At 65.0% G+C, this 13,924-nt stretch carries 11 protein-coding genes; 9 read left to right on the top strand and 2 right to left on the bottom strand.

Annotated features, from left to right (window positions below):
* Positions 1-10 precede the first annotated feature (10 nt).
* Positions 11-2,056 carry a prolyl oligopeptidase family serine peptidase gene (locus tag ACQY39_RS21565; protein WP_428509742.1) on the top strand — a complete coding sequence of 682 codons (2,046 nt, stop codon included), beginning with the start codon at positions 11-13 and terminating at the stop codon, positions 2,054-2,056.
* A gap of 16 nt (positions 2,057-2,072) precedes the next feature.
* On the opposite strand, the gene ACQY39_RS21560 is transcribed toward ACQY39_RS21565, so the two are convergent.
* Entirely contained in the window at positions 2,073-2,558 is a 486-nt protein-coding gene (locus ACQY39_RS21560) for a YciI family protein (RefSeq protein WP_428509740.1), read from the bottom strand.
* A 151-nt stretch (positions 2,559-2,709) separates the two neighbouring features.
* On the opposite strand from ACQY39_RS21560, the gene ACQY39_RS21555 reads away from it, so the two are divergent.
* Positions 2,710-3,081 (top strand): nuclear transport factor 2 family protein, encoded by a 372-nt coding sequence (locus ACQY39_RS21555; protein WP_428509738.1) that lies wholly within the window; start codon positions 2,710-2,712, stop codon positions 3,079-3,081.
* 603 nt (positions 3,082-3,684) lie between these two features.
* Here ACQY39_RS21555 and ACQY39_RS21550 read toward each other — a convergent pair.
* Positions 3,685-4,584 carry an AraC family transcriptional regulator gene (locus ACQY39_RS21550; protein ID WP_428509736.1) on the bottom strand — a complete coding sequence of 300 codons (900 nt, stop codon included), beginning with the start codon at positions 4,582-4,584 and terminating at the stop codon, positions 3,685-3,687.
* A 115-nt stretch (positions 4,585-4,699) separates the two neighbouring features.
* On the opposite strand from ACQY39_RS21550, the gene ACQY39_RS21545 reads away from it, so the two are divergent.
* The 7 genes from ACQY39_RS21545 to ACQY39_RS21515 all read left to right on the top strand — a co-directional run bounded on the left by ACQY39_RS21545 (position 4,700) and on the right by ACQY39_RS21515 (position 13,891).
* Positions 4,700-6,310, top strand: coding sequence for an alpha-amylase family glycosyl hydrolase (locus ACQY39_RS21545; protein ID WP_428509734.1), 1,611 nt, complete (start codon positions 4,700-4,702; stop codon positions 6,308-6,310).
* The gene (locus tag ACQY39_RS21540; RefSeq protein ID WP_428509732.1) at positions 6,271-7,140 is read left to right on the top strand and encodes a phytanoyl-CoA dioxygenase family protein; all 870 of its coding nucleotides are present in this window, start codon (positions 6,271-6,273) and stop codon (positions 7,138-7,140) included. The genes ACQY39_RS21545 and ACQY39_RS21540 overlap by 40 nt, the downstream gene beginning before the upstream one ends.
* Positions 7,141-7,143: 3 nt before the next feature.
* Entirely contained in the window at positions 7,144-7,962 is an 819-nt protein-coding gene (locus tag ACQY39_RS21535; protein WP_428509730.1) for a phytanoyl-CoA dioxygenase family protein, read from the top strand.
* Positions 7,959-9,824, top strand: coding sequence for a glycoside hydrolase family 13 protein (locus ACQY39_RS21530; RefSeq protein WP_428509728.1), 1,866 nt, complete (start codon positions 7,959-7,961; stop codon positions 9,822-9,824). The genes ACQY39_RS21535 and ACQY39_RS21530 overlap by 4 nt, the downstream gene beginning before the upstream one ends.
* A gap of 160 nt (positions 9,825-9,984) precedes the next feature.
* Positions 9,985-10,770 (top strand): hypothetical protein, encoded by a 786-nt coding sequence (locus tag ACQY39_RS21525; RefSeq protein ID WP_428509726.1) that lies wholly within the window; start codon positions 9,985-9,987, stop codon positions 10,768-10,770.
* Complete coding sequence (locus ACQY39_RS21520; RefSeq protein ID WP_428509724.1) at positions 10,767-11,684, top strand: alpha/beta hydrolase; 918 nt, start codon at positions 10,767-10,769, stop codon at positions 11,682-11,684. Before ACQY39_RS21525 ends, ACQY39_RS21520 begins: the two co-directional genes overlap by 4 nt.
* A gap of 14 nt (positions 11,685-11,698) precedes the next feature.
* Positions 11,699-13,891 (top strand): GH92 family glycosyl hydrolase, encoded by a 2,193-nt coding sequence (locus ACQY39_RS21515; protein ID WP_428509722.1) that lies wholly within the window; start codon positions 11,699-11,701, stop codon positions 13,889-13,891.
* The last annotated feature ends 33 nt before the right edge of the window (positions 13,892-13,924 follow it).

The raw sequence follows: 13,924 nt of genomic DNA, 5'->3' as shown, positions 1-13,924 counted from the left end.
TGCTCGCCCCATGGATTTCGAAACGCTGAACCAGCTGCACAGGCTGGCCGGCTTGGCCCTTTCACCCGATGGCAGCCAGGTGGTCTGCAGCCTGAGTCGCCCGGACCCTTCACCGGATGGACGGGGCCGGCTCAGCCAGCTGTGGCTGCTGCCCACCGCGGGCCCTGCGGCCGCACGCGCGCTGACGCAGTGCGGCGACAAGGACAGCCAGCCCGCCTGGTCGCCCGATGGCCGCCAGATTGCCTTTCTGGCCCGGCGCGAGCAGCAAGGCCGGCGCGACGAAAGCCGGCAGCTGTATCTGATCGCTGCCGACGGCGGCGAGGCCCGCCGCATCAGCGAAGTCGCTGCCGGCATCGAGGCCTTCAAGTGGATGCCTGACGGCCGCCACATCGTCTTCATGGCCTGGGTCTGGCCCGAGCTGCGCGGCTTGGCGGCACAGAACCGGCGCCAGCGCGAGTTCGCCTCGCGCTTGGAAAGCGGCCTGGCCACCAGTGAGGCCCAGTACCGCCATTTCGATGAAAACCTGCCGGTTGGGCGGGTGCTGCAGCTGCTGCGCCTGAACGTGGCCAGCGGCCGGATCCGCCTGCTGATGGAGGGCAGCGGCCTGGAGCTGCCGCGCGCTGGCAGCGACGCCGACAGTTTCGACATCAGCCCGGACGGCCGCCGCATCGTCTTCGAACATGACCCGGCCGCGGTCCAGCAGGCAGGCCAGCGCCATGCCCTGGCCGAGCTGAATCTGGCCGAGCGACGCATTCGCCCCTTGCTCGACGACCCGGCCTGGAGCTTTCGCGCGCCGCGCTTTGCCCCGCAGGGCGGCGGTCTGGCCTTGCTGGCGACCCCGCGCCAACCCACACACACCGAACTCGCTCGCCTGGCCCTGATTGCCGCCGATGCCATGGACAGCGCCGCTCCGGCCTGGCAGCTGCTGCCAGCCGAGCAGGCGCCGGACTGCGATATCGAGCCCAGCGCGCCGCTGCGCTGGGCGCCCGATGGCCGCAGCATCTTCTTCGCCGCCCAGCAGCAAGGCCGCTGCCATCTCTGGCGCCGCCCGTTGGCCGAAGCGGCCGCGCAGCGGGTCTGGACCGGCGGCTGGCTGCAAGGCTTTGACATCGCCAGCCAAACGGCGGCCGGCACCACGGAGCCCATGCTGGCGCTGGCGGCCGACAGCTTGCAGCACCCGGTGCGCCTGTTGGCCGGGCCGCTCGCCCCGGGCGGTGCGGCGCTGCAACGCATCGATGCCTTCAATGACGAGCTGTTGGCCGGCATGCAGCTCGGGCGGGTTCAGGAAGTCACGATCAAAGGCGCCCTGGGTGAGCCGGTGCAGATGTGGCTGGTCTTCCCGCCTGGCTTCAATCCACGCAAGAAGCACCCGCTGCTGCAGGTCATCCACGGCGGGCCTTATTCGGCCTCGGGCGACACCTTCAGCTACCGCTGGAATGCGCATCTGCTGGCCAGCCAGGGCCATGTTGTGGCGATGGTGAACTACCACGGCTCCAGCGGCTTTGGCCACGCGTTCCGCCACAGCATCATGGGCCGCATGGGCGAGCTGGAGCTGCAGGACATCGAAGCCGGCAGCGACTGGCTGCTGGCCCAGCCCTGGGCCGACCGCCGGCGCCTGTACGCCAGTGGTGGCAGTTATGGCGGCTTCATGGTGGCCTGGATGAATGGCCATGTGCCGGCCGGCCGCTACCGCGCCTATATCTGCCACGCCGGCGTGTTCGACCGCGTCGCCACCTGGAGCGCCGACAGCTATTTGCAGCGCCACCGTGACCTCGGCGCCACCTACTGGGCCGACCCGGCCAAGGTGGCGGCACAGAACCCGCTCAGCTTCGCCGCAGCCATGGACACGCCCACCCTGATCACCCAGGGCGCGCTCGACTACCGCGTGCCCGAGCACAATGCTTTGGCCTACTACAACACCTTGAAAGCGCGCGGGGTCGATGCGCGCCTGCTCTGGTTCCCGGACGAGAACCACTGGATCCTCAAGCCCGCCAACTCGCGCCAGTGGTACGGGGAAGTGCATGCCTGGCTGGCGCGCCACGGCGGGCCAGCCTGAGCGCCAAAGGGGTGTTTCAGCGCTTGGGCGGCTGCAGCTTGTCGTGAATCTCGCGCACGGCCATCAGCGCCGCCGAGCCGTAGAACTTGTGGAACTCGGCCACCATCTCGCCCTGGATCAGCACCGGGTCGGTGGCGGCCAGGGTGCGGGCTTCCTCCAGGTCGGCCACGGCAAAGACAAACAGGCCGCGCCAGCCGTCGACGCCGTCCAGCGGGCCGGCCACGGCCAGCTTGCCCTCGGCCGCCAGCCGGCTCATATTGGCGAAATGGCCTTTGAACATGGCGTCGCGCTCGGGCCCGGCCGGCAGCTTGTTCGGCCCGCTCTTGAGAATCACCAACACATAGGGGCGCATGCCGCGCTCGTCGGCGCCCAGAGTCTTGGCCAGGGCGGCGTCGTACAGGGGCGCAGCAGCGGCCGAACTTGCGGCCGGGGCCGCAGGCTGGGCCTGAGCCGTCAGGCTGAACAGCGCCAGAAAGACGGTGGCGATGGCTTTATGGATCATGGCGAGGCTCCGGGATAGGTGATGGCGAATGATGGCAAATCCACGACCAGGCCGGTGTCAGGGTCAGCGAGGGGGCCTGGGCCTGCACAATCCGCCGATTTTGATCCCAGTCCGCCGCCCGCCAGGGGGCCTGCCACCGGAAACTCTCACGATGAATTCACCCTTACCGCTTGCCGTCGTTCAGGAACAGCTGGACGCCTACAACGCCCGCGACATCGAACGTCTGCTGGCCACCTATGCGGAGAACGCCGAGCAGTTCAATCTGCATGGCGAGCGGCTGGCACAGGGGCATGCGCAAATGCGCGAGCGCTTTGCGGTCCGCTTTGCCGAGCCCGATCTCCATGCGCAGCTGATCTCGCGCACCGTGCTGGGGGCGGTGGTCGTGGACTTCGAACTGATCACCCGCAACTTGCCCGAGGGCCTGGGCCAGGTGGAGATGCTGTGCATTTACGAGGTGCAGGACGGACGCATCCGCAAGGCCTCCTTCCGCACGGGCGAGACGCGTGTGCTGAAGCCGATCTGACGCTAAAGGCTTGAGGATTGTTGGCGCGAGCGGCTACAAGGTTGATGCGACCGGAACCGTGAGCCGCCGGAGCAACTCCCACGTCGCGCCAGGAAACTCAAGTGCTCGCTGTGGCTGACGCCACAGGGGCTGCGTGGTTCGCGTCTTCATGGCTGCGACAGCGAGGGTCGCGATACGCCTTCGGTGACTGCTTTAGCCCAAAGGAGCTGGTCGGTCTTCAGTTGTAAGTTGCTGCTATGTGCCCGAAGCGGAAGTCCGTCGAATTTCAGCAATAGGCTGTCTGCAGCCGTTCGGATTTGGACAGCGAATGTCGGCGGGCGCCGATACCTGACGTTGGCAAGCCCTTTGAGCGGCTGTCCGCTGTACCTCGGAGCTTGACGTTCGACGGGGGCGGGCGCGCCGCCGGGTCAGCGATTTGGCGACAAGGTCCGGCCAACGGCTGCTCCCCCCGCCGACGACAGGTCGCAACCGACCCATTGCAGTCAGATGAACTCGTCAAACTTGCACCCTAAAGCAGTCACTGAAAGTGATGCTCAATCACTGCGCCGCTTGCTCAAAAAGGGATCTGCGCCCCGATTCATCGCTGCAATAGTGAATTCGGAATCAATCTGGCTGAGCCCCTTCATTGCCAGGGGCGACCACACGGCGAGGCTTGCTGTCGCCAATCCGAAAATCGCGCGGCGTGCTCCCGGTACGTATCCGAAACTGGCGATTGAAATGTGACATGGTTTCGAAGCCGCATTCGCGCGCAATCACCGCCACCGGCCTATCACTCAAACGCAGGCGCAGGCTGGCCTCGCTGCAACGTACATCATTGATGTATGCGGTGAAACTCTTGCCGACCTCCCGGCTGAAGAATCGGCTGAAGGCGGCCGGGGTCACGTGCACGAGGGCCGCCGCAGCCTCCACGGTCAGCGATTGATCCATGTGTTGATGGATCCAGTCCAGTACGCGATCCACGCGGCGCTGCTCATCGGCCTGCATACCGCCAGAGCCATGCTGAGCGTTGTCGAGAATCGGCCGCAAGCTCGCCTGATGTTCCTGCAGCAGTCCCAACAACTCAATCAAATCTGCCAGTCGCAAGAGGCTTGAGCGTTGCGGCATGCCGCGCAACACGGCCAGCATAGCCCCGCGCGCGGCGCCCTCGATCTGCAGGCCTTGCCCTGCCAGCGCCACGAGGCCGCTCAGGGAACCCATTTCCGGCAAGCCATGCTGAAAAATCAGATCGGGGCTGAACTGCAGCACCGTCGCCAGATGCGGCTTGCCCGCGCGTTCACCCGCACTCACCCAGGCATGGGGCACATGAGGCCCCAGCAAGACCAGGTCATCGGACTCAAAGGCTTCGACGCTGCTGCCCACAAAGCGCAGCCCAGCCCCCTGTTCAATCCAGGTCAGCTCCAGCTGCCGATGCCGGTGGCGCTCGCCGCGGAACGCATCAAGCTCCAGCCGGATGAAGCGGAAGGTCTGGCCCGAATGGGTGACATGCTCCTGTTTCACTTTCATGGGCGGATTTTGCCTTGAATCCGGTCATAAAACAGTCAGATCCGGTGCTCTCGTGCACACATCGCCGCTTGCCTTGTCGGGATACTTTGGCATTGATTCACATCAACAAAATGCCATGAGACAGGCCGATTGGTGGCGCGGTGCCACCCTTTACCAGATCTACCCGCGCAGCTTTGCCGACAGCAATGGCGATGGCATCGGCGACCTGCGTGGCATCACCGAGCGCCTAGACTATGTGGCCAGCCTCGGTGTGGACGGCATCTGGCTCTCGCCCTTCTTTGCCTCGCCGATGCGCGACTTCGGCTATGACGTCAGCGACTACCGCGAGGTCGATCCGATGTTTGGCACGCTCGAGGACTTTGACGCCTTGGTCGACAGAGCCCATGCGCTGAGTTTGAAAGTCGTGATTGACCAAGTGTGGTCGCACACGGCCATTGAGCATCCCTGGTTCGAGGAGAGTCGACAGAGTCGCGACAACCCTAAGGCAGATTGGTATGTGTGGGCCGATGCCAAGCCAGATGGCAGCCCGCCAAGCAACTGGCAGAGCTGGATGGGCTGCCCGACCTGGACCTGGGAGCCGCGCCGCAAGCAGTACTACCTGCACAACTTCCTGCCGCAGATGCCGGATCTGAACTTCCACAACGCCGAAGTACAGGACGCCATCCTCGCGGTGGGCCGCTTCTGGCTGGAACGTGGCGTGGACGGCTTCCGGCTCGATACGGCCAACTACTACTGCCATGATCCGCAGCTGCGCGACAACCCGCCGCAGCCGCCGGAGCGCCGGGGAGACATCCCCGCTGCCATGCAGCAGCACTTGTTCAATGTCTGTCAGCCGCAGAACCTGCCATTCCTGGAGCGGGTTCGTGCCTTGACCGATGAATTTGACGCCCGCTTCACCGTGGCCGAGATCGGCTCGGCCAACAACCTCGAACGCATGATCGAGTACACGAGTGGCACGCAGCGCCTGCACACGGCCTATTCCTTCGTGCTGCTGGGCGCACTGCCCAAGGCCGATGCGCTGCTGGCCCTTGTCACGCCGTGGCTGCAGGGGGAAGGCGCGCAGGCCTGGCCGTCCTGGGCGATGTCCAACCATGACGCACCGCGCGTGGCGACGCGCTGGGCGCAGGGCGACGAGGGCCGCATCCAACAGCTGCTGGCCTTGCTGATAGCTTTGAGAGGCACGATCTTCATCTACCAGGGAGAGGAGCTGGGGCTGACGCAGTCGGACATTGCGTTCGACCAACTGCAAGACCCCTACGGCAAGGCCCATTGGCCTCGCGACAAGGGCCGCGACGGTTGCCGCACGCCGATGCCCTGGGCGTCTGCAGTAGCCAATGCCGGCTTCAGTTTGAGCGATAGCACGTGGCTGCCGGTGGATCCTGCGCATCAGGCGCGTGCGGTGGATGTGCAGGAAGCCGATGACTCGTCATGCCTGAACTTCACCCGCCGCCTGTTGGCTCTGCGCCGCGCTCACCCCGCGCTGCGCCAGGGCAGCTTCGAACCGCTGTGGGCGGATGAGCAGGTGCTGGTGGTGTTGCGTCGCGAAGGTGCTGACGCAGTACTGCTCGCTTTCAATCTCTCGGATACAAGCCGCACGGTGGAGCTCGATCAAGGCTTCTTGGTTACCTCGGAAGCGCTTGTCGTGGGCGACGTGCAAATGGGCGGCAGCAGCCTCCAGCTGGCGCCGTGGGCGGCGCTCGTCAGCCCTGTGGAGCTGAGCTCATGAGCAACTTGCAAGCGCAATATCAGCGCGACGGGTACGTCATTTGCAATGGCCTTGTTGGCGATGTCACCGTGCAGGCACTGCGTGACGAGGCGGTCGCCATTGCCTGCGGGCAACGTGGCATCGTCGATGGCGTTGTGCAGCGTGACAACGCCGACGAGGCCGCTCTGAAGAACGTCCTGGCCATCCACTTTCCGCACAAGATCTCGCCACTGATGCGCGAGATGCTCAGCCACCCAGCCATCGTTAAGGTGCTGACGCAACTCGTTGGCCCGGATGTGAAGTGCATGCAGTCGATGCTGTTCGTCAAGAACGCCGGCAAGCCGGGCCAGGCCTGGCATCAGGACGAGACCTTCATCCCGACGACCGACCGCTCATTGATCGGTGTCTGGATTGCGCTGGATGACGCGACCATAGCCAACGGCTGCCTGTGGATCAAGCCTGGAAGCCATGCACAAGGCCGACTGTGGCCGATGCTGCCCTGCGATGACCCGCGCTTCGATGGCTCGCCGGAGGCGGTGGGTTGGGAGGCGGAGTTCGGAGGGCACGAAGGCGGTATCGCTGCCGAAGTGCCGGCTGGCTCGGTGGTCTTCTTCAACGGCTTCACGCTTCACCGCAGTCTCGACAACCGCCGCCCCTGCGGTTATCGGCGCGCGCTGGTCAACCACTACATGTCCGCGCGCTCGGAGCTGCCCTGGTCCTTCGGCACTTCGAAATTCGCTCCCGATGACTACCGCGACATCGTTCTGGTGGCCGGCACCGACCCGTTCGCGGAACGAGGCCTTGAAGACCTGGCCCGACCCTATCTGCGCCCCGAAACCCGCAAGCCTTGAATCATGAACAGCATCGACATCGACTCTCCCTACGCCCTGACACCTGCGCAGATCGCGCAGTTCGAACGCGACGGCTTCATCAAGCTCAAGAACGTGCTCTCGCCGGCCACCCTCAAGCACTATGGCGACGAGATCACTAGGCTGACCATAGCGCTCAACACCCAGCAAGTGCCGCTGGAGGAACGCAGCACCTACGACAAGGCCTTCCTGCAGGTCATGAACCTTTGGGAACAGAGCGCCATCGTGACGGAGTTCGTGATGGGCAAACGCCTGGGGCGCATTGCCACCGAACTGCTGCAGGTCAAGGGTGTGAGGCTGTATCACGACCAGGCGCTCTACAAGGAGCCGGGCGGCGGCATCACCCCTGCCCATGCCGACCAGTACTACTGGCCGCTGTCCACAGACCGCACCATCACAGCCTGGGTGCCGCTACAGGCGGTGCCGGTGGACATGGGCCCGCTGGGCTTCTACGCGCGCAGTCAGTCGGTTGAATTTGGACGCGACCTGGGCATCAGCGACGAGAGCGAGGAAAAGATCAGCGCCAACATGGCCAAGCATGGCTTCGAGTTCTGTAGCGGCCCCTTCGATTTGGGCGAGCTGAGCTTTCATCTGGGCTGGACCTTCCACAAGGCCGGCGGCAATGTGTCGGCCTTGCCGCGCGCGGTGATGACCGTGATCTACATGGACGCCGAGATGAAGCTGGCCAAGGCGCTGAGCCCTGCACAGGAGAACGACCGCGCGCATTGGTGCCCTGGTGCGAAGCCGGGTGAGGTGATCGTCACCCCGCGCAACCCGCTCATCTTCTCCAAGCAGACCCCATGAAAAACACACGCTTGATGATGTTCTGGTGGGCGGCGGCAGCCTGTGTGCTGTCAACGTCTGTGCACGCCCTGGAACTGGAGCGTGTCGAGCCGCCGAACTGGTGGGTTGGCATGAAGCACGAGCAGGTCGAATTGATGCTGCACGGCTCGGCCATCGCCGACTGGACACCCAGCTTGAGCTGGCCCGGCGTTCGTCTCGTCAGCAGCACGCGCGGTCCGAACCCCAATTACCTGTGGGTAACGCTGCAGGTCGGCGCCCAGGCGCGTGCCGGTGTCATGAAACTTACCTTGCGGCGCGGCGCTGAAGAGGCAAATTTGAGCTACGAGTTGCGCGAGCGCGCGCCGGGTTCGGCTGCCAGACAGGGCTTCGGCCCGGCCGACGTCATCCTCAATCTGATGCCCGACCGCTTTGTGAACGGCGATCCGGGCAACGACAACATGGCCGGCAGCATCGAGCAGGCCAATCGCAAGCTGCCGGGAGGCCGCCACGGTGGCGATCTGGCCGGCATGATCCGCAGCCTGGATCACATCGCGACGATGGGCTACACCGCGATCTGGTCCACCCCGCTCACCGAGAGCAACCAGCCGAGCTTCTCGTACCACGGCTACGGTACGACCGATGCCTATCGCATCGACCTACGTTACGGCAGCAATGCCGACTACCAGCGCTTCGTGGCGCTGGCTCGCGCCAAAGGCCTGAAGGTGATCCAGGACCTGGTGCCCAACCACATCGGTTCCAATCATTGGTGGATGAAGGATCTGCCTGCGCCCGACTGGCTTAGCAACAACAACCAGTTCGTGCCCACCAACCATGCGCGCACCACGGTCAGCGATCCCTACGCCTCCGCGTACGACCTCGAGCACTTCTCTGCGGGTTGGTTTGACACCACCTTGCCTGACAAGAATCAACGCAATCCGCAGCTTGCCAACTACGAAATCCAGAATGCAATCTGGTGGATCGAATTCGCCGGGCTGTCGGGCCTGAGGGTGGACACATACGCCTACTCCGACCCGGCCTTCATCAACGAGTGGACCCGCCGGATCCTCGCCGAATACCCCGCCCTCAACATCGTGGGCGAGGAGTGGAGCGACAACCCTGCCGTACAGGCCTACTGGGCACGAGGACGTACGCAGAGCAATGGCTTCACTTCAACGCTTCCCAGCGTGATGGACTACGTGGTCTACACGCCTCTTGCGCAGTCGCTGGCGGAGCCCGAGACCTACAGCACCGGTCTGAAGAAGCTCTACAACCTGCTGGTGAGCGATCAGCTCTATGCCGATCCAGGCCGGCTGGTCCTGTTTGACGGCAACCACGACACGCCGCGCATCTTCAGCGCGCTTGACGAGGACCCCGCGCTGACCCGGATGGCGCTGGCCTATGTGCTGACGATGAAGCGCATCCCGCAGCTCTACTACGGCACCGAAGTGCTGATGACCAGCCCCAAGGCGTTGAATGCCTTCGACGCGTTTCGGGACGACTTCCCGGGCGGTTGGGCAGGCGATACCGTCAATGCATTCACGGGCTCGGGCCTGAAGCCGGAACAGGTCCAGATGCAGACCTGGCTGCGCAAGCTGTTGAACTGGCGCAAGACGGCACGCGTGGTGCACGAAGGCCGGCTGATGCACTTCTTCCCCGAAGACGGCGCCTATGTGCTGTTCCGCTACGACGAGCGCGACACGGTGATGCTGGTCCTCAACAAGAACAGCACGGCCACCAAGCTGGGTACTGAACGCTTTCGCGAGCGGCTGCCGTTGGGCGTCAAGGCACGTGACGTGATGACCGGGCAACAAGTTGTGATCGGGGCGCAGCTTGAACTGCCGCCTCGGTCGGTGACGCTGCTGCAGCTTCAGACAGCGCCTTGATGCGGCGGCAAATCCGGGCAAGCCAATGACTATGGATAGAACCAATGACGGCAGCTCGGCTGCTCCACGGCTGCGCCGGGATCTCAACAGCGGCACCCTCCTGGGTCTGCCGCGCTCGTCGCGAGGCTGGCGACCAGGATTAGCCGAGCAGCTCGCGATTGTGAAAGCCGACGGCTACACCGCTGTGCAGAGCTGGTCAGATGCCGAGGCCGTGCTGGCAGCCGGACTGCGTGCCAGTGGCATGGGCCGCGTGATGCAGCCCCATGAGCCCGACGCCATCGCCCGCGCACACAAGGCCCTGGGGCTGGACGCCACCACGCTGCACGTGGGCGACAGCTTCGAGACCGACGCGCAGATCGACACCCTGGTTGGCGCCGTGCTCGAAGCCTCGGCCAGGCACGCCTACCCGCTCTATATCGAGACCCACCGCGCCACCATCACGCAGGACCTGCGCCGCACGCTGGACATGGTGGAACGCTGGCCCGACGTTCGTTTCAATGCCGACCTGTCGCACTGGTACACCGGGCACGAGCTGACCTATGGCGGCGAGTTCCTCAACCGCGTCGAACGCTTGCAGCCCGTGTTCGACCGCGTGCGCTTCATGCATGGGCGAATCGGCAATGCCGGCGCCATCCAGACCGCGCTGAGCGACCCCGGCCCTTATGTTGATCATCATCGTCTCATGTGGCAGAAGTGTTTCGAGGGCTTCCTGGCCGGCGCGCAGCCTGGCGACTACCTGAGCTTCAACCCGGAGCTGTTGCCAATGAGCATTGGCGGCGGCGCCCAGACGATGTGGATCCACTATGCCCAGCCGCGTAGCGATCTTCGAGACGATGAATTCGGCGGCGAGCCCAGCGACCGCTATGCGGACGCGCACCGCCTGTGGGAGATCGCCTGCGAGTGCTTCACGATGGCGCAACAACAAATGAACGGAGACACACCTTGACGACAGAAAAATTGCTGAGCGCCTTGCTGCTGACCCTGGGCCTGATTGGCATCACGCAAGCTGACGAGCCCTTGCCCCAGGTCGTCGTCGGCCGCGTGGAGAGGCTCGCGAACTTTCCCTCCAAGCTGGTCGACGCGCGCCATGTCGACGTCTGGCTGCCCGAGGGCTACACCCCAGCCAAGCGCTACGCCGTGCTCTATATGCACGACGGCCAAATGCTGTTTGATGCCAGCACCACCTGGAACAAGCAGGCCTGGAATGTGCAGGACACAGTGCAGCGGCTGATCAACGAAGGCCGCATCCCCGACACCCTGATCGTCGGCGTCTGGAACAACGGAAAGTTCCGCCACAGCGAATACTTCCCGCAGAAGTACCTGGCCGGGATGCCGGTGGCGCTGCGCGACAAGCTGATCGCCGAGGGCCTGCAGAACAAGCCGCAATCGGACAACTACCTGCGCTTCCTGGTCGAGGAGCTCAAGCCCGCCATCGACGCCAGGTATGCGACCCGACCCGAAGCGGCCAGCACCTTTCTGATGGGCTCCAGCATGGGCGGCCTGATCTCGGTGTATGCGATGAACGAATACCCGCAGGTGTTCGGCGGGGCGGCGGGCCTGTCCACGCACTGGATCGGTGGCTTCAAGCCCAATGCAGCGATTCCGCTCGCCGCCTTCAACTACGTCCGCGCCAAGCTCGCAGACCCGGCCTCGCACCGGCTCTACCAGGACCACGGCACGATGGAGCTGGATGCGCTCTACGCACCGTATCAACTGGTCATCGACGACATCGTTCGCGAGGCGGGCTATGTGGATGGCAAGAACTTCGAAAGTCGCGTGTACGAGGGTACGGGCCACAACGAGAAGGCCTGGGCGGCGCGGCTGGCGACGCCGCTGCTGTTCCTGATGGGTCAACGTTGAAAGCGACGGCGGCCATGTTGAAGCGCCTGTTCGCTGCGCTCACGCTGAGCCCTCTGCTGGCCTGCGCCGCACCCTCGTTGACCCGCTACGTCAACCCCTTCATCGGCACGGACGGCACGGGCCATGTCTTCCCCGGTGCCACGCGGCCCTTCGGCATGGTGGCGCCCAGCCCGGACAACAAGGACAGGGGCTGGGATCATGCCTCGGGCTACCAGTACCGGGATAAGACCATCATGGGCTTCTCCAACACGCACATCAGCGGCGCCGGCATTGGCGAACTGGGCGATGTGCTGCTGCAGCCCCGTCAGGGCACCTTGTGGGGCTCGGCCACAGTGAACTTCAGCGCGGCCTACGACAAGCGCAGCGAGGCCGCCCGGCCCGGCTACTACGCGGTTCGTCTGCCGAAGCACTGTGTCCGCGTAGAGTTGACCGCCACGCAGCGCGTGGCTCTGCAGCGCTACCGCTTCGACAAGCCTGGCGCCGTTCAGGTGCTCGCCGACCTGCAGCATGGCATCCTGTTCAACACCGACGCCCGGGTCACGCAAAGCGAGGTAAAGGTCGATGCCGCCAAAGGCGAGATCAGCGGCACCGTGCACAGTCGCAACTGGGTGGAGCGCGAGGCGAGTTTCGTCGTGCAGTTCAGCGCACCGATCCGCAAGGTGCTCACGCTGCCGCCAGGCGCGAAGGACAGGGCGCCGCGCTATGTGCTGAACTTCGAGCTCGTCAGCGGCCGCGAGCTGCAAGCCCGCGTCGCACTGTCCACGGTGGATGTGGACGGCGCGCGCCGCAACCTGGCCGAAGCCGCGGACAAGTCCTTCGATGCCGTTCGGGGTGAGGCGGATGCTGAGTGGGAGGCCATGCTCGGCCGCATTCGCATCGAGGCGCCGGAGCGCCAGAAGCGCATCTTCTATTCGGCGCTCTACCGGGTATTCATGCACCCCAGTGACATCGCCGATGCCGATGGCCGGGTGCGGGGTCCGACCGGCGTGGTGCAGCAGGCGCCAGGCGGGCAGTACTACTCGACGCTCAGCCTGTGGGACACCTTCCGCGCGGTGCAGCCGCTGTTCACGCTGATCGCACCGGAGCGCGTCGACGGCATGGTCGCCACGCTGATCGAACACCACAAGGCCCAGGGTTATCTACCGCTATGGACGGCCTGGGGCCGCGAGACGCACACCATGATCGGCAATCCGGCCTTGCCCGTGGTGGCCGATGCGCTGGCCAAGGGCTTCAAGGGATTTGATGTGCAGGCCGCGCTCAGGGCCATGGTCGAGAGCTCGACCCTACCGCGCCCCCAGGCCCCCGAATGGGCGCAGCGCAGCTGGGACAGCTATGAGCACTACGGCTATCTGCCTTTCGACCTGGAGCCCGGCGAGTCCGTCTCCAAGACGCTGGAGTACGGCGTGGGCGATGCCGCGGTGGCGCAGGTCGCTGCGCAAATGGGCGACGCCGCCACCGCCCGGCGCTTTGCCGAGCGCGCCCAGGGCTATCGCAAGCTCTGGGACGCCGGAACGCGGCAGATGCGCGGGCGCGACTCGCAAGGTGCCTGGCGCACGCCGTTCGACCCGCTCACGGCGACCTCGCCGCTGGGCAATCCGGGTGATTACACCGAGGCCAATGCCTGGCAGTACACGCTCACGCCAGCGCTGCATGACCCGCAGGGGCTGGCCCGGCTGATGGGCGGGCCGGCCGCCTTCGGGCAATGGCTGGACCAGTTCTTCAGCGTGCAACAGCCTGGCGTGGACAAGCACCAGGGCCAGGAGGCGCTGATCGGCCAGTACGCCCACGGCAACGAGCCCAGCCATCACATCGCCTACCTGTACGCCTACACCCCGCAGCCATGGAAGGGCCATGCGCTGATTCGGCGCATCAGCCGCGCGTTCTATGCCGACCGCCCGAGCGGTATCACCGGCAACGACGACTGTGGCCAGATGAGCGCCTGGTATGTCTTCTCGACCCTGGGTTTCTATCCGGTGCGGGCGGCCAGCGGCAGCTATGTGCTGGGCGCACCGCAGGTGGCCTCAGCGATGGTCAGCCTGGCAGGCGGCAAGACGCTGCGGGTCGTGGCCGACGCATTGGGTCAAGCGCGTCCGTATGCCGCGAGCGCCCGGCTGAATGGGCAGGAGGTGGTGGCGACGCAGCTTGAACACTTGACCTTGATCGACGGGGGCGAGTTGCGGTTTGCAATGAAGCCGCTGCCGCGCTGATGCGCCACATGGCCTGGCCGTATGTAAAGGGCT

Source organism: Roseateles sp. (assembly GCF_965262435.1).
GTDB lineage: Bacteria > Pseudomonadota > Gammaproteobacteria > Burkholderiales > Burkholderiaceae_C > Paucibacter_A.
The sequence above is the reverse complement of the archived record's forward strand: the minus strand, read 5'-3'. Positions and strand labels throughout refer to the sequence as shown.